The 23,612-nt window shown below is 56.4% G+C and carries 23 protein-coding genes; 6 read left to right on the forward strand and 17 right to left on the reverse strand.

Features of this window, described 5'->3' with window-relative positions; all coding sequences use genetic code 11:
* Genes fabA through galE form a run of 4 tightly spaced genes read left to right on the forward strand, consistent with a single transcriptional unit; the run spans position 1 to position 3,755 of the window.
* Positions 1-516: a 3-hydroxyacyl-[acyl-carrier-protein] dehydratase FabA gene (gene fabA, locus BJL95_RS08070; protein ID WP_064027660.1), complete on the forward strand. Its 516-nt coding sequence runs from the start codon at positions 1-3 to the stop codon at positions 514-516.
* A gap of 13 nt (positions 517-529) precedes the next feature.
* Positions 530-1,750: a beta-ketoacyl-ACP synthase I gene (gene fabB / locus BJL95_RS08075; protein ID WP_071156921.1), complete on the forward strand. Its 1,221-nt coding sequence runs from the start codon at positions 530-532 to the stop codon at positions 1,748-1,750.
* Positions 1,751-1,796: 46 nt separating this feature from the next.
* The gene (gene ttcA / locus BJL95_RS08080) at positions 1,797-2,690 is read left to right on the forward strand and encodes a tRNA 2-thiocytidine(32) synthetase TtcA (RefSeq protein ID WP_071156923.1); all 894 of its coding nucleotides are present in this window, start codon (positions 1,797-1,799) and stop codon (positions 2,688-2,690) included.
* A gap of 18 nt (positions 2,691-2,708) precedes the next feature.
* A complete protein-coding gene (gene galE, locus BJL95_RS08085) occupies positions 2,709-3,755 on the forward strand; it encodes a UDP-glucose 4-epimerase GalE (RefSeq protein ID WP_071156925.1) in 1,047 nt (348 codons plus the stop codon).
* Here the strand turns inward: galE and BJL95_RS08090 are convergent.
* From BJL95_RS08090 to ccmA, 17 genes are all read right to left on the reverse strand, one after another.
* Positions 3,746-4,870, reverse strand: coding sequence for a diguanylate cyclase (locus tag BJL95_RS08090; protein ID WP_071156927.1), 1,125 nt, complete (start codon positions 4,868-4,870; stop codon positions 3,746-3,748). The genes galE and BJL95_RS08090 overlap by 10 nt on opposite strands.
* A 193-nt stretch (positions 4,871-5,063) precedes the next feature.
* The gene (gene acnB / locus BJL95_RS08095; RefSeq protein WP_071156929.1) at positions 5,064-7,622 is read right to left on the reverse strand and encodes a bifunctional aconitate hydratase 2/2-methylisocitrate dehydratase; all 2,559 of its coding nucleotides are present in this window, start codon (positions 7,620-7,622) and stop codon (positions 5,064-5,066) included.
* 20 nt (positions 7,623-7,642) lie between these two features.
* Complete coding sequence (locus BJL95_RS08100; protein ID WP_071156931.1) at positions 7,643-8,269, reverse strand: Uma2 family endonuclease; 627 nt, start codon at positions 8,267-8,269, stop codon at positions 7,643-7,645.
* 22 nt (positions 8,270-8,291) lie between these two features.
* A complete protein-coding gene (locus BJL95_RS08105) occupies positions 8,292-9,302 on the reverse strand; it encodes an isocitrate/isopropylmalate dehydrogenase family protein (protein ID WP_071156933.1) in 1,011 nt (336 codons plus the stop codon).
* Between the two features lie 77 nt (positions 9,303-9,379).
* Positions 9,380-10,672, reverse strand: coding sequence for an EAL domain-containing protein (locus tag BJL95_RS08110; protein WP_071156935.1), 1,293 nt, complete (start codon positions 10,670-10,672; stop codon positions 9,380-9,382).
* 754 nt (positions 10,673-11,426) lie between these two features.
* Complete coding sequence (locus tag BJL95_RS08115) at positions 11,427-12,437, reverse strand: M48 family metallopeptidase (RefSeq protein ID WP_175463666.1); 1,011 nt, start codon at positions 12,435-12,437, stop codon at positions 11,427-11,429.
* On the reverse strand, positions 12,434-13,468 hold the full coding sequence (locus BJL95_RS08120; RefSeq protein ID WP_071156937.1) for a YjgN family protein: 1,035 nt from the start codon (positions 13,466-13,468) through the stop codon (positions 12,434-12,436). Before BJL95_RS08120 ends, BJL95_RS08115 begins: the two co-directional genes overlap by 4 nt.
* A 234-nt stretch (positions 13,469-13,702) precedes the next feature.
* Positions 13,703-15,082, reverse strand: a complete 1,380-nt coding sequence (gene hemN / locus BJL95_RS08125) for an oxygen-independent coproporphyrinogen III oxidase (RefSeq protein WP_071156939.1) — start codon at positions 15,080-15,082, stop codon at positions 13,703-13,705.
* On the reverse strand, positions 15,082-16,287 hold the full coding sequence (gene ccmI / locus BJL95_RS08130) for a c-type cytochrome biogenesis protein CcmI (RefSeq protein ID WP_071156941.1): 1,206 nt from the start codon (positions 16,285-16,287) through the stop codon (positions 15,082-15,084). The genes hemN and ccmI overlap by 1 nt, the downstream gene beginning before the upstream one ends.
* A complete protein-coding gene (locus tag BJL95_RS08135) occupies positions 16,284-16,742 on the reverse strand; it encodes a cytochrome c-type biogenesis protein (protein ID WP_071156943.1) in 459 nt (152 codons plus the stop codon). Before BJL95_RS08135 ends, ccmI begins: the two co-directional genes overlap by 4 nt.
* Complete coding sequence (locus BJL95_RS08140) at positions 16,739-17,269, reverse strand: DsbE family thiol:disulfide interchange protein (protein WP_071156945.1); 531 nt, start codon at positions 17,267-17,269, stop codon at positions 16,739-16,741. Before BJL95_RS08140 ends, BJL95_RS08135 begins: the two co-directional genes overlap by 4 nt.
* The gene (locus tag BJL95_RS08145; protein ID WP_071156947.1) at positions 17,266-19,212 is read right to left on the reverse strand and encodes a heme lyase CcmF/NrfE family subunit; all 1,947 of its coding nucleotides are present in this window, start codon (positions 19,210-19,212) and stop codon (positions 17,266-17,268) included. The genes BJL95_RS08140 and BJL95_RS08145 overlap by 4 nt, the downstream gene beginning before the upstream one ends.
* Positions 19,209-19,643: a cytochrome c maturation protein CcmE gene (gene ccmE / locus BJL95_RS08150; RefSeq protein WP_071156949.1), complete on the reverse strand. Its 435-nt coding sequence runs from the start codon at positions 19,641-19,643 to the stop codon at positions 19,209-19,211. The genes BJL95_RS08145 and ccmE overlap by 4 nt, the downstream gene beginning before the upstream one ends.
* Entirely contained in the window at positions 19,640-19,807 is a 168-nt protein-coding gene (gene ccmD / locus BJL95_RS08155; RefSeq protein WP_064031657.1) for a heme exporter protein CcmD, read from the reverse strand. Before ccmD ends, ccmE begins: the two co-directional genes overlap by 4 nt.
* Complete coding sequence (locus BJL95_RS08160) at positions 19,804-20,565, reverse strand: heme ABC transporter permease (RefSeq protein WP_071156951.1); 762 nt, start codon at positions 20,563-20,565, stop codon at positions 19,804-19,806. Before BJL95_RS08160 ends, ccmD begins: the two co-directional genes overlap by 4 nt.
* A 3-nt stretch (positions 20,566-20,568) precedes the next feature.
* Positions 20,569-21,243, reverse strand: coding sequence for a heme exporter protein CcmB (gene ccmB, locus BJL95_RS08165; protein WP_071156953.1), 675 nt, complete (start codon positions 21,241-21,243; stop codon positions 20,569-20,571).
* A complete protein-coding gene (gene ccmA, locus BJL95_RS08170; RefSeq protein WP_064031660.1) occupies positions 21,234-21,866 on the reverse strand; it encodes a cytochrome c biogenesis heme-transporting ATPase CcmA in 633 nt (210 codons plus the stop codon). Before ccmA ends, ccmB begins: the two co-directional genes overlap by 10 nt.
* 141 nt (positions 21,867-22,007) lie before the next feature.
* Between ccmA and purE the strand changes: the two genes are divergently transcribed.
* A complete protein-coding gene (gene purE, locus BJL95_RS08175; protein ID WP_071156955.1) occupies positions 22,008-22,505 on the forward strand; it encodes a 5-(carboxyamino)imidazole ribonucleotide mutase in 498 nt (165 codons plus the stop codon).
* On the forward strand, positions 22,502-23,596 hold the full coding sequence (locus BJL95_RS08180; protein WP_071156957.1) for a 5-(carboxyamino)imidazole ribonucleotide synthase: 1,095 nt from the start codon (positions 22,502-22,504) through the stop codon (positions 23,594-23,596). The genes purE and BJL95_RS08180 overlap by 4 nt, the downstream gene beginning before the upstream one ends.
* The last annotated feature ends 16 nt before the right edge of the window (positions 23,597-23,612 follow it).

Below are 23,612 nucleotides of genomic sequence, written 5' to 3' on the forward strand. Positions count from 1 at the left end.
ATGGAGAAGCCGCACAGTTTTACGCGCGAAGAATTGTTGATGTCCGGTCGGGGCGAGCTCTACGGCCCGGAAAACGCGCAGCTACCGCTTCCCAATATGCTGATGATGGATCGAATTGTCCACATCTCCGACGAAGGCGGTAAATATGGCAAGGGCGAAATCATTGCCGAATTGGACATTACCCCCGATCTTTGGTTTTTTGCCTGTCATTTTCAAGGTGACCCGGTGATGCCCGGCTGCCTGGGTTTAGATGCGATGTGGCAATTGGTTGGCTTTTATTTGTGTTGGATGGGTGGACCAGGTAAAGGTCGGGCGTTAGGCTGCGGCGAAGTCAAGTTCACCGGCCAAGTCTTGCCCAGCGCGAAAAAAGTCACTTATAAAATCGATTTGAAACGGGTGATCTTGCGCAAACTGGTCATGGGCATTGCCGACGCGGTGATGGAAGTCGACGGCAAGCAAATTTATGAAGCCACCGACCTGAGAGTCGGTCTGTTTACCTCCACCCAGGATTTCTGAAGAAGGTCTAGCCATGAGACGAGCAGTAGTAACCGGTCTGGGCATCGTTTCCAGCATTGGCAATAATCGCGATGAAGTGGTCGAGTCGCTCCGCCAGGGGCGTTCCGGCATTGGTTTTTGCGAAGATTATCGTGAACTGGGCTTTCGTAGCCAAATCCACGGTCCGATCAAGATCAACCTCGACGAAGCGATAGACCGCAAAGTCAAACGCTTCATGGGCGATGGTGCGGCTTACAATTATTTGGCGATGGAACAAGCCATTGCCGACTCCGGTCTGGCTGACGACGAAGTGTCCAATGTCCGCACCGGTCTGGTGATGGGTTCCGGTGGACCGTCTACGTCGAACTTGGTCGATGCGGCCGACATACTACGCTCCAAGGGCGTCAAGAAAGTCGGTCCCTATATGGTGACTCGCGCGATGTCCAGCACGAATACCGCCTGTCTGGCCACGCCGTTCAAAATCAAGGGCGTCAATTACACGATCAGCTCGGCCTGCGCGACCAGCGCCCACTGTATCGGTCATGCGATGGAATTGATCCAACTCGGCAAGCAAGACGTGGTGTTCGCCGGCGGCGGCGAGGAGTTGCATTGGTCTATGTCGGTCTTGTTCGACGCGATGGGCGCGCTATCCTCCAAATACAACGATACGCCGGAAAGCGCGTCTAGACCTTACGACGAAACCCGCGACGGCTTCGTGATTTCCGGCGGCGGCGGCGTACTGGTTGTCGAAGAACTGGAACATGCCAAGGCGCGCGGCGCGAAAATTTACGCGGAACTGGTCGGCTACGGCGCCACGTCCGACGGTTACGACATGGTGCAGCCGTCCGGCGAAGGCGCGGTGCGCTGCATGCAAATGGCGTTGGCGACCGTTGACGGCAATATCGACTACATCAATGCGCACGGCACCAGTACGCCGGTGGGCGATACCCGCGAACTGGAAGCGATGCGCGCGGTGTTCGGCGCCGATTCGGTGCCGCCGGTGAGTTCCACCAAATCACTGACCGGCCATGCCTTGGGCGCGGCCGGCGTCAATGAAGCCATTTATTCGTTGCTGATGATGCAGGAAGGTTTCTTGAGCGCATCTGCCAACATTACCCAACTCGACCCTGGCGCGGCGGGCATTCCCATCGTTCGCGAATACCGGGACAACGTCAGCTTGAACACCGTGATGTCCAATAGTTTCGGCTTCGGCGGCACCAATGCCACGCTGATCTTCCAACGTTTCAACGGCTAAATCCTTGAGCGGCTGAAGCCTTGCTTTAGCCGCTCGCCTAGCGCCCATGTCCGATTCCAACCAAAAATCCCGCACCCAATTCAACAAACTGCAGAAGCGTTTGCGCCGTAGCGTCGGCGAGGCTATTGCCGACTTCAATATGATCGAGCATGGCGACAAAGTCATGGTTTGCCTGTCCGGCGGCAAAGACTCCTACACGATGCTGGACATTCTGCTGAACTTACAAAAGACCGCGCCGGTGGATTTCGACATACTGGCCGTCAATTTGGATCAAAAGCAGCCCGGGTTTCCGGAGCACGTATTGCCGGAATACCTGAGCTCTATCGGCGTGCCGTTTCATATCATCGAGCATGACACCTACAGCATCGTCAAACGCATCATCCCGGAGGGTCAGACCACCTGCAGTCTGTGTTCAAGGCTGCGGCGCGGCACACTGTACGGCTTTGCCAGAGAACATCGGGTCACCAAAATCGCGCTGGGTCACCACCGAGACGACATCGTCGAAACCTTCTTCCTGAATTTGTTTTATGCAGGCAAACTGAAGGCAATGCCGCCGAAATTGCTCAGCGACGACAAACAGAACATCGTGATTCGGCCGTTAGCCTACTGCCGGGAAAAAGACATCAATCGCTTCGCGGCCTTCAAGCAATTTCCGATCATTCCGTGCAATTTGTGCGGCTCGCAGGAAAACCTGCAACGCAAAGCCATGAAGGTGATGCTGAACGGTTGGGATAAGCAGTTTCCGGGTCGTATCGAAACCATTTTCGCCGGGCTGCAAAATATTGCGCCGTCGCAAATGCTCGACGCAGGCCTATTCGACTTTGCCGGCCTGACCCGCGATACTAACCCGCTGCCGGCCGGTAGCGCTTGCGGCGAGGTTGGCACCGACCAATCGGCCGTCGTTGCCTACGGCGCCGGACTGGACATACTCGAACGTTAACCCAACGGAAATCCGGACATGAACCCAACCATTTTGGTCACCGGCGGCGCTGGATATATCGGCAGCCATACTTGCGTCGAGCTGTTAAACGCAGGATTCGATGTTGTCGTCGTCGACAATCTCTGCAACAGCAAAATCGAAGCCATTTGCCGGGTAGAACGTATCACCGACAAAACAATAGCTTTTCATCAAGCCGACATTACCGACAAAGCGGCGTTGCAAGCCATCATGGCCCAGCACAACATTGCCGCCGTCGTGCATTTCGCGGGACTGAAAGCGGTCGGCGAATCCTGCCAGATGCCGCTGAACTACTATCACAACAATATTTACGGCACCTTGGTACTGCTGGAGACGATGGCGGAGTTCGGGATCAAACGCCTGGTGTTCAGCTCTTCGGCCACCGTTTACGGCGATCCGCACAGCGTGCCTATTCTGGAACATTTTCCGCTGCAAGCCACCAACCCTTACGGCCGCACCAAGCTGTTTATCGAAGAAATCCTGCGCGACCTTAGCCAGTCCGATCCGCTGAGCCATAGCGCCACACCTTGGCAAATCACGATATTGCGCTACTTCAACCCGATCGGCGCGCACGCCAGCGGGCTCATCGGCGAAGACCCGAACGGCATCCCCAATAATTTGATGCCCTTCCTGTCGCAAGTCGCGATCGGCAAATTACCGATGCTGTCGGTATTCGGCAACGACTATTCGACGCCGGACGGCACCGGCGTCCGCGACTACATCCACGTGGTCGATTTGGCGGTCGGCCACATCAAGGCCTTGGAATACCTTCTAAAACAGGATGCCAAGGATAGCGTGTGCGACGCCATCAATCTCGGCACCGGTAACGGTTACAGCGTCTTACAGATGATCGAAACCTTTATTGAAGTCACCGGACAAGCCGTACCCTACCGTATCGCGCCGCGCCGGCCCGGCGACGTGGCGGCCTGTTACGCGGACCCCGGCCTGGCCGCCGAAAAAATTGGCTGGAAGGCCGAGCGAGAGTTGGCCCGGATGCTGGCCGATACCTGGCATTGGCAAACACAAAACCCCAACGGTTACGACTGAACAGCCCTCGGCTCCAGCACCAACCCGGCGTTTTCAACCCGGTTTCTGCCGCTACGCTTGGCCTCGTACAAGGCTACATCCGCCGCTTGCACCAGTTCCAGCGCGATTTGAGGCACCGCCAATTTCCTGCTGAGGTTAGGGTGGTAGGTGGCGGCACCGATCGAGATTGTGACCGGAATAACTTGATCGGCGTATTTGATCGTCAAATCGGAAATGCCGATGCGGATCCGCTCGGCAATCTCACCGTTCATCGTTTCGTCAGCCTGCGACAACAGTGCGACGAATTCTTCGCCGCCGTATCGGACCAATACATCGTTGCTACGTAGCTGCCGTTTGATAGTACACGCCACCAACGAGAGTACTTGATCGCCGGCTTGATGACCGAAGCCGTCGTTAATTCGTTTGAAATAGTCGATATCCAGAAACAGACAGGACAGGGGTTCACGGCTGCGTTGACTTCGGTCCAATTCCTCGACGATGCGCTGTTCCAGAAAGCGCCGGTTATTGACGCCGGTCAGCGGGTCTATCAGGCTGGTGCGACGCATTGTCTCGACATTCAAGTTGTTTTCGAGACAAATCCCGATCACGGATGCAATGTGCTCGATAAAATCGGTCGCCATGCCGTTGATAAAACGGTCGCGCTGGTGGCTGCCCAAATTTAATGAACCCAAGATTTTGCCGCGGCGGATTAGCGGGATGATCACAACCGAAGCCGGCTGTTTTTCGACGCCTGGAAAGAAGCGGCTCCAGCGTTCATCGCGATGGATACCCACCAATGGCTGGCCGGCCGTACCGAAACTTTGTAGAAATACCCCGTCTTGCTCCAACAGCACCAAATCGGGCCGCTCGCGAAACGCATAGTGATCTGCCTCGAGACAACTGGCAATTTCACTTTGGGCGTCGATCAAGGACAAGCAAACCGCATCGAGATTAAAAAACAAGCGGGTCTCGTCTATGATGAATTCAATCATCTCCGCCAGGGTGTTCAGCGCCAACAAACGCATTTCGAAAGCCTGCAGGCGCTTCAGAGTCAGACTGTTATGTTGAACTCGATTCAGCATGCCATCCAAATGGCTCTCCAGCACCGACAATTCAGCTGTTATATCTTCTTCCAATCTTGCCCCCACCGCGCGCGACGACCCAGCCGATAATCCTAGCAGGGTTTGTCGAAAATGCGCGGGCCTGACACACCAGGCTTCATCCGGCCGCCTCGGGCTCAACCCGACGTGTTTGAGGCCGGTTACCCGCTCGGTTTCGCGGCGAACAACCGGCGCGATGAGGCATAACCCCGCCGCTTAGAAAATGCCATTAGGCGACTTGATCCGCCTTCGTTTGATAGCTGTCGATTTGATTGAAGTTCAGATACCGATAAGTATCGGCGCTGCTTTGGTCGATCAACGCCGCATATTGCATGTATTCCTCCGGCGTCGGGATTTTCCCCAATAAAGAACACACCGCCGCCAATTCCGCCGAAGACAAATAGACATTGGCGCCATTCCCCAAACGATTGGGGAAATTACGCGTCGAGGTCGATACCACGGTCGAACCTTCAGCCACTCGCGCCTGATTGCCCATGCACAAGGAACAGCCCGGCATTTCGGTGCGAGCGCCAACTTTACCGAAGGTGCCGTAGTAACCTTCTTCTATCAGCTGGTTTTGATCCATTTTGGTTGGCGGAGCGACCCACAAACGCGTCGGCAAGGCCCCGGCTTTTTCCAGCAATTTACCGGCAGCGCGGAAATGACCGATGTTGGTCATGCAGGAGCCAATGAAGACTTCATCGATTTTGGTCCCAGCCACTTCCGACAAGGGCTTGATGTCGTCCGGATCGTTCGGGCACGCCAATAGCGGCTCGGTGATTTCGTTCAAATCGATTTCGATAATTTCCGCGTATTCGGCGTCCTTGTCCGCTTCCATCAATACCGGATTCGCCAACCAATCCTGCATGGCTTTAATCCGGCGTTGGATAGTCCGTACATCGCCGTAACCTTCGGCAATCATCCATTTCAGCAAGGTGATATTGGAATTCAGATACTCACGAATCGGCGCTTCATTGAGTTTGATGGTGCAACCGCCGGCAGAACGTTCGGCTGACGCATCCGAAAGCTCGAATGCTTGCTCGACTTTCAAATCCGGCAAGCCTTCGATTTCCAGAATTCGGCCGGAAAATACGTTTTTCTTGCCCTGTTTGGCCACGGTCAACGAGCCGCTTTTCAGCGCCGCATAGGGAATCGCGTTGACCAAATCCCGCAAGGTAATGCCGGGTTGCATTTGGCCTTTGAAACGCACTAATACCGATTCCGGCATATCCAGAGGCATCACGCCGGTCGCGGCGGCAAACGCCACCAAACCGGAGCCGGCGGGAAATGAGATACCAATCGGGAAACGGGTATGCGAGTCGCCACCAGTACCGACGGTATCGGGCAACAGCATCCGGTTCAGCCAGGAGTGAATCACGCCATCGCCTGGACGCAGCGATACCCCACCACGGGTCATGATAAAGTCAGGCAAGGTATGCTGCATTTGCACGTCGACCGGTTTCGGATAAGCGGCGGTGTGGCAGAAGGACTGCATCACCAAGTCCGCCGAAAAACCTAAACACGCCAGGTCTTTCAATTCGTCGCGGGTCATTGGTCCGGTGGTGTCTTGCGAACCGACGGTGGTCATTTTCGGTTCGCAGTAACTGCCGGGTCTGACACCGACCACACCGCAAGCCTTGCCCACTATTTTTTGCGCCAGCGTGTAGCCTTTGCCGGTATCCGCGGCTTCTCCTAAGCGGCGGAACACGGTTGATGCCGGCAAGCCCAAGGCTAGTCGGGCCTTGTCGGTCAAGCCGCGACCGATGATTAACGGAATACGACCGCCGGCACGGACTTCGTCGAAAATCACTTCGGTTTTTAACGCAAATTCGCAGATGATTTCTTCGCTGCCGTGGCGTTTGACTACACCTTGATAAGGAAAAATGTCGATCACATCGCCCATCGCCATGCCGGTCACATCGCATTCGATCGGCAATGCCCCGGAATCTTCCATGGTATTGAAAAAAATCGGCGCAATCTTGCCGCCAATACAGACGCCGCCGCCGCGTTTATTGGGGATAAACGGAATGTCGTCGCCCATGAACCACAACACCGAGTTAGTGGCGGATTTGCGCGACGATCCGGTGCCAACCACGTCGCCGACGTAGGCTACCGGAAAGCCCTTGGCTTTTAGCTCGGTAATTTGCTGTTCGGCGTTGGTGATGCCATCGCGCGGCATTTTCAGCATGGCTTTGGCGTGCAACGGAATGTCCGGTCTCGACCAAGCATCCGGGGCGGGCGACAGATCGTCGGTATTGGTTTCGCCGGTAACCTTGAACACGGTAACCGTGAGTTTTTCCGGCACTTCCGGCTTGGCGGTAAACCATTCGGCCTCAGCCCAGGATTGCAGCACTTGTTTCGCGTAAGCGTTGCCGGCTTCGGCTTTTTCCTGCACATCGTGGAAGGCATCGAAGATCAGCAGGATTTGCGACAAGGCTTTCGCGGCAATCGGCGCCAACGTCACATGATCGAGCAGTTCGATCAACGGCGCGACGTTGTAGCCGCCGAGCATGGTACCGAGCAACTCGGTGGCTTTTTCCGGCGTAATCAGTGCGGACGACGCTTCGCCTTTGGCAACGGCGGTCAAAAAGCCGGCTTTGACGTAGGCGGCTTCATCCACGCCGGCAGGGACCCGATTCGCGAGCAAATCCAGCAAAAAGGCTTCTTCGCCGACCGGCGGCTGCTTCAATAATTCGACCAAGGCCGCGACTTGCTCGGCATCCAAGGGTTTGGGAACGATGCCCTCAGCGGCACGTTCGGCTACGTGTTTTCGGTATTGTTCTAGCATGATGATTTCCGGTAAAAAAATTAGGCTTGGGATGCGTTGGCGTTGGCATTTTCTTGAGCCAGCGTTTGCTCGGCGATGAAGGTCCGCATGTCGTCGTTGTCGACTCGGGCATAGATTTCGGCGACGCCGAGGTTCAAGCCAATCGATTCGAAAGGCACGTCGTCGCCGAGAAAATAGTGATTGAAGACCCAACCTTCGCTACGCCGACAAACTTCGACATCGACGATGTCTTGCTCGATCAGCACGTATTCCTGCAAAGTCGCAATGGTTTGATATAGGCGGCGTTTGATGGTTTCGTCGCGGCGGCGGGTGGATTTGGATAACACCTCGACGACCAATACCGGAGTCTCGGCGTAATAGTCGTGGGTCGAGGTATCCTCGCAAACCATCATCGCGTCGGGGTAGAACAAATACTGGCCGATCTTGACTTTGACATCGGAGCTAAACGGCTCGCAGGGTTGGTCCTGCAAATGGTTGCCGAAGATACGCGACAAGTTCATCTTAATCCTGTCGTGATTCTTGCTGACGCCCGACATCGCCACGACTTCCCCGTCGTCATACTCATGCTTCGTGTCGCTGAGCAATTCCGCCGCAAGATAGTCCTCAACGGACATCCACGGTTTATCAAATTCAGGTTGCGCGCTCATATCCGCCTCCGTCGCCGATTAATCACTCCATCGCATCGACAATGGCCTGCCCCATTTCCTTGGTGCCGTATTTGCTGCCCGGGTTCAAATCCGGGGTTACATAGACGCCGCCGTTCACGACTGTTTCAATGGCGTTTTGCATGCGGATCGCGGCATCATGTTCCCCCAAGTGATTCAGCATCATCACGCCGCCCATCATCACGGCAGTCGGGTTGGCGATATTTTTGCCGGCGATGTCCGGCGCGCTACCATGCACGGCTTCGAACAGGGCTGCATCCTCGCCGATATTGGCGCCGGGAATAAGCCCCAAACCACCCACCAAACCGGCGGTTAAATCGGACAGGATGTCGCCGAACATGTTGGTGGTCACCACCACATCGAACTGTTCGGGTTTCATGACCATGTGCATGCAGGCCGCATCGACGATCTTCTCGTCGAACTCTATATTGGGATATTTGGCCGCCACTTCGCGAGCGGTTTTCAAGAATAAGCCTTGGGTGAATTTCAAAATATTGGCCTTGTGACAAACCGTGACCTTCTTGCGATGGTTGTCGATCGCGTATTTGAAGGCATATTCGACAATGCGCTCGGACCCCGCTTTGGTCACGACGGCCAAGCTTTCGGCAATATCCTTGGCCGGTGTCAGATAATGCTCCAAGCCCACGTACAAGCCTTCGGTATTTTCCCGCACGATGACGATATCGACATCATCGTAGCGGGTTTTAACGCCATGCCAGCTTTTGGCCGGTCGCACGTTGGCGTAAAGATCGTATTGCTTGCGCAATTCGACGTTAATGCTGCGAAAGCCCTCGCCGACCATCGTCGTCAACGGACCTTTGAAGGCCACCCTGGTTTGCGCTATGGATTCCATCGTTGCGTCGGGCAGGGGCGTACCGGTACGTTCGTAGGCCGACATGCCGGCATCGGCCTCGTGCCAATGGATTTTCGCGCCGGCGGCGTTAATCACCGCGACGGCCGCTTCCATGATCGAGGGACCGATACCATCGCCTTTGATCAACGTGACGTTATGCATTCAAACTCTCCTGACTCAATATTTAAGGGATAAACAATCATACACAGTTTCGATTAACGACGCGAAACCGCCGAGACTCAAAGTGCCGCGGCCGATTCGATAACCATGGCATCGTCGATCGGTGCAGCTTCCAGGGTTTCGTGATCGAGATCGTAACAAAGAATTCGCGGCGATCCGCCGAACGGATAGGCCACCGACAAGGTCACGCACAAGCGTCCGGTTGCCACCGACAAATAGGGCCGGGTCAAATGCACATCCTCGGAACCTTGCAAGGCTCGTAAAAGATACGGTCGGCGTAGCCAACTCGCCCGATTCCCGGCCGCCAACGGCGCGAACCGGCCTGAGGCGGTCCCGTAGCGGTGATCGGCAAGCACGCTACCGCCGATCTGCACGCCGTCGCTGCCCAACAAGTAACAGCGATCGGCGCCCGGTAGCGCCAACAATTGGCGAATGCAATCAAGACTCTCGAGATCTTCGGCACCGGTTTGTAGAGCCTGTTTAGCCACCAGCATCGCTTGAATATGATGCGGATAACGCGAACGACCGCTCCGCTTGGCAATATCGAGCGCATACTGGCCGAATAATTCAGCAACCACCGGGCGCGCTTCTTCGGCGTCTTGCACCCCCATGCGCGGGGTGCCGAAATAATAGCCTTGTACCAAATCGATATTCGCATGCATCGCAATCATCGCTTCCTCATGCGTTTCGACGCCTTCGATCAACACCAGACTTCCGGCTTCGTGCAGCGTGGCGACGATATTGGGCAGCATGCGCCGCGCGACTGGGTTATTTACCGCATGGCGGACGATCGACTGGTCCAACTTAACGATATGTGGTTTTATGCGCCAGATCCGCTGAAAATTGGAATGTCCCGCGCCGAAATCGTCAATCGCAATCAAACAGCCCAACTCGCGGTAAAAATCGACCGACCGATTCAATTGCCGCTCTTCCAACAACGGACTTTCCATGATTTCGATCACGACCCGCTCGGGCCGAATTTCTAGCAGTTTCAGCAACTCCGCGAAGAAAATACCGAAACGCCAGCCGTGTACGATGACTTCGGGCGCAATATTCAGAAACAACCAGTTGTCGCGGGAATCCGCCCGCTTAAAATTCTGCAAATGCAGGGCTCTACATAAACGGTCCAGATAAACCAAATCCTGCAAGGACTTTGCACTCTCGAACAGTTGCGGAGGCGCCACGACACTTCCGTCGAGCGCCCTGCCCCGGATTAACGCCTCGTAACCTACCGCGCGCTGGTGCGGCAAACTGACAATCGCCTGAAAAGCACTACTTAACTCGACATTCTGGTGATGACCGAGCGCATGATCGCCTTCCAGGCGGATTTTGCTTAGGATCTGGTCGAGCATTGCATGTTTGGCATAATCCGTGGTTTATCATATCAATTTCAAACATCGGGCAGTCAGCACAGACCGGGCAACAAACCCGCTGAAACCCAAGGCCGATCTTAGCGTCCTGCAGATCAGAAAGCAAAACTCGCACCAATTGCAGCCTAAGGGGCCTTTAGCCGAGGCGACGACTGAGGGTACTGCGCGCCTATAGATTGGAAACCGCTGTCCTGGCAGACTCCGAGGGGGCTACGACGGCCAGCGGCATACGCGCCGGCGGCGCAAACTGGCGGAGCTTCGGCCGGCTTGTAGCCATCGCGCGACTACCGGAGCCGTGACGGCCAAATCATGGCCGATCTCGGCGTCACCCGACCTTTGAAAATAGTGTCTTCATGTTTCGGCGTACTATGCCGACATCGTTGGTGAACCGATCGCTAGCCGATACTGGCAGAATGCCGCTCTCTAAAGCGAGCGGCCGCACCAAGCTAATCGAGATCGCGCTGCATTTTGGTGCATGGGCTTGATCGAGTGGTTAGTCGACCTACAAACAACCGATCACGAGATAGCGGCCCGACGACCATATAAATTCCGATTGAGACACCGTGCTTCAGCACCGATGCACAAAGTCCGGATAGAACGCCTTCGACGTCAAACGAACGACGATTTCGCTGAACACGAGCCACGACATGCTTTTACCAGACTAAACACTAACCGGGCGCTTGCCGATGCAAATCAAGCGATCACGTGCTTAGCGGCTTTAACCCAATTCGCTTCGCTAGCGCTGCCCCCGCAAAAAAGCGATGCGCTCGGCATTGTCAGGATGCGTGGACCAATATTCGCCGAACTCCCCCTTTCGATCACCAAGTTGCAGGCGGTCTCTTTCTCGCCAGTAAGCGTCCAACTTGTCTAGCATATCGGCCAACAAGGTCGGCGATTGGTGATGGCTAATCAGCAAATCGGCCGCATAGCGGTCGGCGGAACGCTCGAAATCGCGCGAATATCCGGTCTCCAGCAATACCGCGGGAGCCGCCGCCAATAGACTACTGATGTCGCCCAGATAGGCCGCCAATGCCAAGCCAACCACAGTGGCTTGTAACATCTGCCGCAAGGCGTGCTTCTCGCGAACATGGCCGAATTCGTGCGCCAGCACTGCGACGATCTCGTCGTCGTTGGCTGTAAGGCCGACCAAATCGTCCAGCACCAACACCGTTCCTCCGGGCAGCGCAAAGGCGTTGGCGCCAAGCTGACGGCTGGCGCGGAACGCCAGCCGGACCTCGGCATGCGGTGCCAAACTAAATGCTTTGGCCTGGATGTCGGCGCGGCGCGATTCCGGCACGCCGCTGGGCTGCAACCAATGTTGGTCGAGGCTGGCGAACAACTGATGGTCCATTTCCGTCAACATCTCGGCCGGCAGCCTTTCCGCGACTGTCTCGGCCGCATAAGGCAAGCCCCAACGATAGCCGGCAATCGCCAATCCCAGCAATAACAATACGGCGGTTATCGCCGCGACGATATGACTTTCCAAGGTTGATAACCAACCGTCGGCCCGCTCCGGCAGCAAGTCGGCGAAACCGACCGAATCCGCCACTTCGCAGCGGGCTCCGTCGGAGAATAGAATCAAACGCGGCGAACGGCCGAGCGGTGCCGGTATCGTTAGCGCGGTGAGTGGCTCGCTACGATTTACGGTTTCGCCTCGCAATTGCAAGTGGCCGGCTTCGACGCTGAGAACGACCCGATGGGCTATCGCCTGCCGGCCGTCGAAATAAATGCCGGCGACCGATTTCACAACGCGATATCGAAATCGAAAATATCGGCGATTTCCTCGCCAGCCGCGCCCGCCTGGCTTTGCAGTCCGCCGACGAAATCGGCAAGGCTGCCGCCCGGTAACAAACTCGTGCATTCGAGACGATAGCGAGCCAGGCGGATATCGGCGAACGGTTTGAAAAGCCCCAACGACAAGCCGATCAGCAACACATTGCTGATCATGATCCACAACAAGTCGCGCGCTCTGGCCCGCGCGGCGAAGCGGTGCGCACCGAGCCGGGTATGTCCCCACATCAGATTTTGCATTCGCGCCGATACAAAGGGATAGACGATTACCAACAGGCCGAAATAGGTTAACAATGCCGCGACGCCGCCAATCACGCCAGCCTGATTCTGGCCTTCCAGCGGAAACGCACCGGACGACAGAACCAGCGTCATGGCCGCGGCCGCGCCGGCAAACATCAGCACCGCCAGCAAGAACACCCAGAAATAGATTTTGTAAAACGCCCCGACAGTGGCTTCGAACTTGAAGCGCGCGGAGCCGAAACTGCTGTGATCGCGGGTGTAAACCGTCATGCGCTGTTGCGCCCACGGCCAGAGCAAGCCCAGCGTGGCGCCGCCCAAAAACGGCGCCCCCAACAGATACCAATAAGCGGGGCCGGTCTGGCCGTGAAAACCGAACCGCAAGCCGCGATAGCTAGTGTTATGCAAGCGAAACCGCAAGGACCGCACCAGCAACCACGGCAGCACCGCTAAAATCGCCAGAAAAATCACGGCCGCGATGGTCGGGTCGAAACGGCTGAAAAAAGAATAGGAACCAAACAGCAGCACCGCGATTACTCGACCCTTCAATATCGACTTCGGGTCGCCGTGATAATCGAAGCCGCTGTCGGCGAGTAAGGTATGCCGGTAAAAATACTGGTTGCGCCTGACCTTGGCCCACGGCGAATAAATACCCAAGGTCACGATACTGAGCAACAGATTGACGATCCAGATTCGAAAATATTCGCTCCCGTTTCCGGTGAAACGCAGCGATAGAGGTTGTGCCGACATACGCTCCAGCTCCTTTTACAATGGTATGTGGCCTACAAGCGTAGCCGAAAACCCAAGTCTAGCTGGCAAAATTAGCGGCGAACTCAGTCAGCGGGCACCTGCCGCAGTTAGTAACGGGTCGGGTAGCCGGGGATAACTTTTGCATTGCACCTATCCCTGTCGGTAAGGCGAGACCGGCGGAAATCCCCAAACACAAACAAGCCGTGGAGTCCGAGATTCAACCCGACGCGGCGCTTAAATTACCCTGGAAAATTGCTGTTGTTTTTGGACAAGGTACTTGTCGAATACCATGCAAATGTTCCGAATCAACAAGCGGCCGGCGGGCAAGACCTGGACGCCAGCGTCGTCGAGACTCAACAGCCCGTCACCTTGCATGACCCGCAAATGTTCCAATTCCGGCGCGAAATAATGGGCGAAGCGGATCGAGAATTCCCGTTCGATAACCGCGAAAGACAATTCGAAGTGGCAGATTAACTGAGTGATCACGGCGCGCCGCAACTTGTCGTCGTCATCCAATTCGACGCCGCGAAACACCGCTAGCCGGCCTTGGGAAATCCGCGCGGCGTATGGGTCCAGTTCCTTAACGTTCTGGATATACGCATCGCCGACCCGGCCGATTGACGTAATACCGAATCCGATCAGATCGCAGTCAGAGTGGGTCGAGTAACCTTGAAAGTTTCGATACAACTTGCCTTCGCGTTGCGCTACCGCCAGCAAATCGTCTGGCTTGGCGAAATGATCCATGCCGATGTATACGTAACCGGCGTCGGTTAGTTTCCTGCCGATCATTTGCAAAATATCCAGCTTGACCGATGGCGGCGGTAAATCGGCTTCGTTGATCTGCCGCTGGGTTTTAAAGCGGCTGGGCATGTGAGCGTAATTGAAGATCGAGAAGCGGTCCGGCGCGTAAGCCAGTACTTGATCCAAGGTATCCGCGAAGCTGGTTTCGGTCTGCAACGGCAAACCGTAGATCAAATCGATGTTGGTGGAACGAAACCCTTCCGTCCGAGCCGCTTCCAGGACCGCAAAGGTCTGTTCCTTGCTCTGTAAGCGATTGACCGCGGCTTGGACCGCCGGGTCGAAATCCTGCAATCCCAGGCTAATGCGGTTAAAACCCAATTCTCGCAACTGCGCGATGGTTCTATCGTTGGTTTCGCGCGGATCGACTTCGATCGAGTATTCGCCGCCGTCGTCGCTACGCAGATTAAAATGCCGGCGGGTCGCGTCCATCAAGCGTTGCATTTGTTCGAAATTCAAAAAGGTCGGCGTGCCGCCGCCCCAGTGCAATTGGTTGACCGGACGGGACCCGTCGAATAAGTCGCCCTGCATTTCGATTTCCCGGACCAGATTGTCCAGATACGGTACCGAATGTGACCGGTTTTTGGTCACAATCTTGTTACAGGCGCAATAAAAACATACCGTGTCGCAGAACGGGATGTGGAAATACAGGGATAGCGGCCCGCCGGCCGCATTGGATTTTTCGATATGCTTGAGATATTCCGCCTCGCCGAAGCCCTCGTGCAATTCCAACGCGGTCGGGTACGAGGTATAGCGCGGACCGGATTTGTCGTAGCGGTGAATCAGGTCCAGGTCGAATTGGATGGATTGATCCATTACTTCACTTCTTGGTCGATGGTGACATTGACCCGCCGGTTGGCATCGGCCAAGTTCAGTTCGGCGCTGCCGATCAAGTCGCCGGCGGCCGGCATCGCATTGCCGGACTTGGAGACTCTGGCAACGATGCGCAATTTCGGAAAGTCGGCTAAATGCAACTGCGGTTGCATCGCCATGCTGTCGTTTAACACCACGTCAATCGGCAAGTCGGCGACCTGCTTGCGGACGATGGCCAACGGCATTTTGGGGCCGTTGGCCGCTTGGGCGTAGATAAATACCGTGTTATCCGCCGGCGCGGTCCGGCCGTTCGCCAATGACGCGCGCACCGAAATTTCGACGTTCGGCGCGGATGCTGCGTTAGAAGGCGGCGCTTTGACCATTTCCGCTTCGGCCATCCGCATCATATTGGCCAACTGTTGTTGAGCCTCGTCATCGGCCGGCAATAATTTAGAAAGCTTTTGCCAATAAACGATGGCCTGCCGAAAATCGCCGGCCTCCGCCTTGGCCATCCCGGCCAGCCACAGTGCGGTGTGATCTTCCGGGACTTGCTCCAGGGCCCTGAAGACCAAGTCGGCCGGTTCGCCGCTCATACGGCCGTTGCGCGCCATCGACAAGGCGTCGGCGTAGCGCAGCATCACCGCCGGATCGCCCGGCTTGCGCCGATTAAGCTCGCCGAAGGCCTCGGCCGCTTTTTGATACTCCTGCATGTATACGAAGGATCGGCCCAGCATCATCCAGCCTTCCACATCGTCCGGCTGTTGTTGCAAGCGATCAACCAAGCGCTGCACCATGGTTTGGACGTTGTCGGCCAGCTTTTGATTGGTTGCTTGCCATTCGGCCTTCTTCATCGCCTCGGGTTCGCCGAGCATGCCGTACAGTAACAAGCCGCCCACCGGCAGCAATATTGCAATCGGCACGGCAACCCAGCGACCGGCAGAGCCAATCGTGGTCCCCCGGCCTTGGTCGTCCAAGGTGTCGAGCACGGACAACTGCAAATCATTGTATTGGGCTTCGTACTGCGTCGGCGACAACGCGCCGCTTTGCAATTGTTGCTTGAGTTCGGCCACTTGTTGGCGAGCGATGTCGGTGTTGCGTTGCGCGCCGTCGGCCGATGAAATCGGCGCTCTTCGAAACAACGGTGGCAGCAAAATCGCTAGCGCCACGGCGCAAAGCGCGGCTATCCAAAGCCAGAATTCAGTCGTCACGCGTCTTCGCCCTCGCCCAATAGTTTTTGCAGCCGGGCTTTTTGCGCGGCGTCAAGTTCGGTTGCTCGCCCGGTCCGCTTGCGGCGTGCCACCAGTATTACCGTGATCAAACCACCAGCCAAGAATAACGCAGGTCCTAGCCAAAGCAATACGGTTTTAAGATTGAAAGCGGGTTTGTACATCACGAAATCGCCGTAACGCTCGGTCATGAAATTGACCACATCGGCGCGGGATTTACCCTGGCGCAGCATTTGATAAACCTGTTCGCGCAAATCCTTGGCCAAATCGGCGTTGGAATCGGCGATAGTTTGATTTTGGCAAACCAGGCAGCGTAATTCCGAAATCAAGGTCTGATAGACCTGTTCTTGCTCGGGTTGGGAAAAATCCCGATACTCCACGGCGGCGAAGGCCGTTGAGGCCATCAGCATCAGACTCAGCAGGGCCGCGCGTTTCATGAAGGCTCCCCTTCCAGACGTTCTATCATCGGCAATAACACTTGTTCGAGATCGGCCGGTTGAATCGGTCCGGTGTGTTTATGCCTCACGACGCCGCGCTTGTCGATCACGAAGGTTTCCGGCACACCGTAAACGCCGTAGTCAATGCCGATGCGGCCGTCGCTGTCCATGACGCTGGCGTTATAAGGGTTACCGTGTTTGCCCAGCCAAAGTCCGGCGGCCTGAGCTTCGTCCTTGTAATTTAATCCAATCAGCGTGACCCGGTTTTGCTTGGCCAGCTCGACCAGCAGCGGATGTTCTTCGCGGCAGGAAATGCACCACGACGCCCAAACGTTCAGCAACCAAACCTTGCCTTTCAAATCATTGGGAGTCAGGGTCTTAATTGGCTCGGCCAATACCGGCAAGTTGAATGCCGGTGCCGGTTTGTCGATCAGCGGCGACGGAATTTCCCGAGGATTCAGTTTCAAACCGATCGCCAAAAATACCGATAAGCCAATGAACAGCAATAGCGGTAAAACGTATTTCATCGGCTCTCCTGACTCTTGATACCCGCCATGCGATAGCGACGGTCGCAGGCCGCCAATAAGCCGCCCACTGCCATTAACACGCCGCCCATCCAAATCCAACGGATGAAGGCCTTATAATAAACCCGCAAACTCCAGGCTCCCTGCTGGTCCAAGGGCTCGCCCAACGCGACGAACAGATCGCGAAACACGCCGGCATCTATTGCGGCTTCGGTCATCGGCATTTTTTGGACACGATAAACCCGCTTTTGCGGCGCCAATTCGGCGACGATTTGGCCTTCGTGGCTGACGGTCAGAAAGCCTTGCTCGGCTTGATAATTTGGACCCTGAGTCTGTTTGACCCCATGGAACTGAAACACGTAGCCGAACAAATCCAGGGTTTCTTCCGGCGCCAAACGCACGTCGCGTTCGATGCTGTACACCGAGGTATAGGTGATGCCGATCGCGAATACGGCGATACCCAAATGGGCCACCGTCATGCCGTAAAAACCGGCCGGAATTTGTTTCAAACGCTCCCAGGACCAGGTTTGGATGCGGTGTTGGAAAGCGGCACCCGACACCGCTAAGGTCCACAGCGCCAGGGCGCTGCCCACTGCCGCCGCCCAGGAATAGAATGGCATCGCCAGCGGGGCGGCAACGGCCAATAGCAGACATGCCGCCGCCAAGCCGCGCAGCTTAACGGTCAAGCTCTTGAAGTCGTCGGATTTCCAGCGCAGCAAAACCCCCAAGCCGACCACCAATGCTAGCGGCGCCATCAGCGGAATGAACACCGCGTTGAAATACGGCGGACCAACCGACAGCTTACCCAAGCCGAGCGCGTCTATCACCAACGGATACAAGGTGCCGAGCAGAATGCTAGCGGCGGTCACCACCAACAGCACGTTATTGACCAACAACACGGTTTCCCGGGACACCCAATCGAAGCTCGCCGAGCTTTTCACGTTGGGGGCCTTGATTGCATACAACAGTAAAGAACCGCCCACCACGGTCGCCAAAAACACCAAAATGAATACCCCGCGCGCCGGATCGCTGGCAAAGGCATGCACCGAGGTCAACACTCCGGACCGAACCAAAAAGGTACCGAGCAAGCTCAACGAAAACGCGAAAATCGCCAACAACACAGTCCAGGTTTTGAACACACCGCGTTTTTCGGTGGCAGCCAAAGAATGAATCAGCGCGGTACCGACCAGCCAGGGCATGAAGGAGGCATTCTCGACCGGGTCCCAAAACCACCAGCCTCCCCACCCCAGCTCGTAATAGGCCCACCAACTGCCCAAGGTGATGCCCAGCGTCAAGAACAGCCAGGCGACGTTAGTCCACGGCCTCGACCAACGCGCCCAGGCGGCGTCCAATCGCCCCTCCAACAACGCGGCGATCGAAAACGCGAACGCCACCGAGAAACCGACATAGCCCATGTACAACATCGGCGGATGCACCGCCAAGCCGGGGTCCTGCAATAGCGGATTTAGGTCGCGGCCTTCGGCCGGGGCCGGGAACAACCGGTCGAACGGATTGGAGGTCAACAATAGAAACAACAGAAAACCGATGCTGACCAAGCCCATCACGCCCAACACCCTGGCGCGCGTGGTATCGGGAATCTTGGCGCTAAAAGCCGCGACCAAGCCGGTCCAAATCGCCAAGGTCAAGGCCCAAAGCAACAACGAGCCTTCGTGAGCGCCCCACACCCCGGAGATCAAGTACAAAAACGGCAATGCGGTATTGGAGTTTTGCGCGACATAGGCGACGCTAAAATCGTGTACAACAAAGCTATAAGTCAGACAAGCGTAGGCCGACGCCATGAACAGCAGCTGTCCGAAGGCCGCCGGTTTGGCGACATGCACCCAGCCGGCGATGTTACGGCCGGCGCCGACAATCGGCAGCAGGCCCAGCACGATCGCCATGCCCAGCGCCAGTATCAATGAAAAATGGCCGATTTCCGGAATCATGGTTGCCCCGCCGGTTTTTTCAAGCTACCGGCCACTTCCGGCGGCATGTAGTTTTCGTCGTGCTTGGCCAACACTTCCTCGGCGACGAATACGCCATTCGGGTCCAGTCGGCCCTTGGCGACGATGCCCTGCCCTTCCCGAAACAGGTCGGGCAAGATGCCGCTGTATTCGACGACGACTTCCTGGCTAAAATCGCTGAGTTTGAAGCGCACCAGCAAATCCTTGCCCGGTCGTTCGACGCTGCCCTTGACCACCATGCCACCCAAGCGAAACGCGGCATTATCCGGAGCCTTGCCGGCCTTGACGTCCGAGGTCGAGAAAAAATACATCAGATTTTCGTTGAAGGCTTTCAGCGCGAAAGTGGCGGCCAAACCCAGTCCCGCCAACATCAAACCGATCAGCAGCAAGCGTTGTTTTCGAATCGGTTTCATCGTTGTTGACCGCGCTTTTGCTTGAGCCACAACTGGCGGAAAAACTGCTTGCGCTGCACGATCGGCCACAACACATTGATCAGCAACACCAAGAAGGTAATGCCGTAGGACGGCCAGACATACCAGGCATAACCGCCCATCTCCAAAAAGCTTTGCAGCGTCATGCTTGCTTCTCCATCAAGGCCCTAACCCATTGCGAATTGGGCTCGCGCTTTAGCAATTCGAGTTTGGCGGCTTGCAGCACCGCGATCAGATAATAAAACTTGAAAGCCACCGCCATCAGTAACAGCGGAATCAACATCGAAATATGGATGGACGGTTTACCCATCTTGCCGACCGTCGCCGGTTGGTGCAAGGTATTCCACCATTCCACCGAATAATGAATGATCGGAATATTAACGACGCCGACCAAGGCTAGGATCGAAACGGCGCGGGCCGCGCTGCGTTTGTCTTCGATCGCGCCGTACAAGCCGATCAAGCCCAAATAAAGAAACAGCAGGATCAACTCCGACGTCAATCGCGCATCCCAAACCCACCAGGTGCCCCACATCGGTTTGCCCCACAACGAGCCGGTGACCAACGCCACGAAGGTAAAACCTGCGCCAATTGGCGCGCTGCCGATCAACATCACTTCCGCCAATTTCATGCGCCAAACCAGCGCGATGGCACCCATGACCGCCATCAGCACATAGATGAATAAGGACATCCAAGCGGCCGGCACGTGTATATACATGATGCGGTAACTCTCGCCTTGTTGGTAATCGGTGGGCGCCAGTATCAAGCCGCTGTAAAGGCCCGCACCCAACAACACCAGAAAGATCGCGGTCAGCCACGGAATGAAGCGGTCGGCCAAAGCATAAAAATGCGGCGGCGACGAGGTTCGATGAAAAAACCGGCTAACCGGCGCTGGAATCACGGACATTACTCAATTCACACTCATTTTTAACGCGGCGGCGGTCGGCAGCGGGACTAACACGAGGGCCGCCAACAACATCGCCAACAAAATATTCAATTGCGCCGAAACCGGCAAACCGCCGGCGGCCCTGTCTACCGCGCCGCTGGCAAAAATCAGCACCGGCACGTACAACGGCAACACCAACAACGACAACAGCATGCCGCCGCGCCGCAAACCGACAGTCAGAGCCACGCCAACCGCGCCGATTAGACTCAATAATGGAGTAGCTATGATCAAGCTCAGCCACAAAGTTCCCATCGCCCGTTCCGGCAGGCCCAAAAACACCGCTAGCAACGGCGCCACCAGCAACAACGGCAAACCGGTAACCAGCCAGTGCGCGGCGATTTTGCCCAGCACCAATACCGAGAGCGGTTGCGGACTGATCAGCATTTGCTCCAGCGAGCCGTCCTCGAAGTCGCTGCGAAACAAGCCGTCCAGCGACAGCAGGGTTGCCAATAGCGCCGAGACCCAAATCACGCCAGGCGCCACCGCTTGCAATAAATTCGGCTGGGCGCCGATCGCCAACGGAAATAAGGTCACCACCAACACAAAGAACATTAACGGATTGGCCATTTCGGCGCGGCGTCGAAAGGCCAGCATCAAATCCCGGCGGACGATGGCCCAGAAAGCTTGAATCAATGGCATGCTTGCAGATGGATGGTTTTCAATTCGATGTCGGGTAGCCTGAGATCGTGGTGCGAGGTCAATACCGCCAAGCCGCCGCCGGCGACGTGTTCCGCGATCAGCGATTCGATTAAGCGTATGCCCTGACGATCTAGCGACGTAAAAGGCTCGTCGAGTATCCACAACCGATTGGCGGTGATCAACAAGCGCGCCAGCGACAAACGGCGTTTTTGCCCCGCCGACAAAGTGTGCACCGGGTTATCGTCGAAACCGGCCAGTTGGACTTTTGCCAGGGCGTCGTCAATCCGATAGGCACCATCGGCCTTCATCGCCAACGCAAAACGCAGGTTTTCCAACACGGTCAATTCCTTCTTGGTACCGTCGGCGTGGCCGACGTAGGCCATGTCGCGATGGTAGGCGCCCTCTTCCAGACGCTCGCCGGTCCAAAAAATATCGCCGGCGTCAGGTTCGCGAAAACCGCAAAGAATCCGCAATAGCGAAGTCTTGCCGCAACCGTTGGCGCCCTCCAACAGCAAGGCCTGCCCGGCCGCCAATTCGAAACTCAAACCGGAAAACAGTAGGCGATCGTCGCGCGAACACGCTAATCCCCGGGCTTCCAGCATGACGGTTTGCGAATTTTCCATGTTCGGCGCAAGGCTCCAGGTTTACGAGGCGCGCTATCTTAACATTAAGGCCACCGGAATCCGCAATTCGCCGGCACGGAAAAACGCCCGATTGTGCGATAATCGCCCGCCTTGATTGATTGCAAGCACCGGAGATTTTGCATGACTGCATTGATAGGCATCATCATGGGTTCCACGTCGGATTGGGAAACCATGCAACATGCCGCGCAAACCCTGGAACATCTGGACATTCCACACGAGGTCGAAGTGGTATCCGCCCACCGCACGCCCGACAAATTGTTTCAGTATGCCGAATCCGCCGAGGCCAAGGGCCTAGAAGTCATCATCGCAGGCGCCGGCGGCGCCGCGCATTTGCCGGGCATGACAGCCGCGAAGACCGCGTTGCCGGTGCTTGGCGTGCCGGTACAGTCCAAGGCGCTCAACGGCATGGACTCCTTGTTGTCCATCGTGCAAATGCCGGCCGGCATTCCGGTCGGCACTTTAGCGATCGGCAAGGCCGGCGCCATCAATGCCGCACTGTTGGCCGCGGCGATTATCAGCAATAAACATCCGCAATATCGGCCGGCGCTGGACGCCTATCGCCGCCAACAAACCGACAGCGTGATCGCCACGCCCGACCCGAGACAGGTGGCCGGATGAAAATCGGTATCTTGGGTGGCGGCCAACTCGCCCGAATGATCGCGCTGGCAGGCTATCCGCTCGGTTTGCAATTCGTCGTGCTCGATCCCGACATCCACGCCGGCGCCGGCGGTTTGAGCGAACATTTGCTGGGCGCTTACGACGACCCGGCATTGCTGGCGCAACTGGCCGAAAAAGCCGACATCGTCACTTACGAGTTCGAAAACGTGCCCGCCCACGTCGCCGAATACCTTTCCAGTCACACCACGGTTTATCCGCCGGCCGGCGCGCTCGCTGTCGCTCAGGACAGGCTGCTGGAAAAGAATTTTTTCCAGGAACTGGGCATGCGCACAGCTCCGTTCGCCGCCGTGGATTGCCTGGAAGATCTAGCGAGGGCCATGGCCGATATCGGCTACCCGGCGATTTTGAAAAGTCGGCGCATGGGTTACGACGGTAAGGGCCAGATCTTTATCCAATCGGCCGAACAACTCGAAACTGCTTGGTTGGCGATGCAAGACGCACCTTCCATCGTCGAAGGCTTCGTCGGTTTCGAGCGCGAAGTGTCGATCATCGCGGCCCGCCGTCCATCCGGCGACATTGCCTTTTACCCGCTGTCCGAAAACCAGCATCGCGGCGGCATATTGCGCATCGCCGAATGCCGCAGTGGCGATCCGTTGCAGAAGCTGGCCGAAGACTATGCGACGCGCTTACTGGAAAAACTCGATTACGTCGGCGTGGTAGCCTTGGAGTTGTTTGCGGTCGGCAATGAATTGCTGGCGAACGAATTCGCGCCTCGGGTACATAACTCCGGCCACTGGACCATCGAAGGCGCCGAGACCAGTCAATTCGAAAATCATTTGCGGGCTATTCTGGATTTGCCGCTGGGGTCAACGCGCACCAGAGGTCACGCCGGCATGGTGAATTTTATCGGCGGCGTCGCCGGCGACGCGCAAGTGCTCGGCATCGCCAACGCCCATCTGCATCTCTACGACAAGACGCCGCGCAAGGGCCGCAAGGTCGCGCATGCAACGGTCAGAGCGGATTCCGCCGAACACTATCAGGAAGCCTTGCAACAATTGGCCAATTTGGCGCTAAGCACCGACGACTCCTGAGTCGTCGAATCGGCGA

Origin of the sequence: Methylomonas sp. LWB (genome assembly GCF_001856095.1) — a bacterium.
GTDB lineage: Bacteria > Pseudomonadota > Gammaproteobacteria > Methylococcales > Methylomonadaceae > Methylomonas > Methylomonas koyamae_A.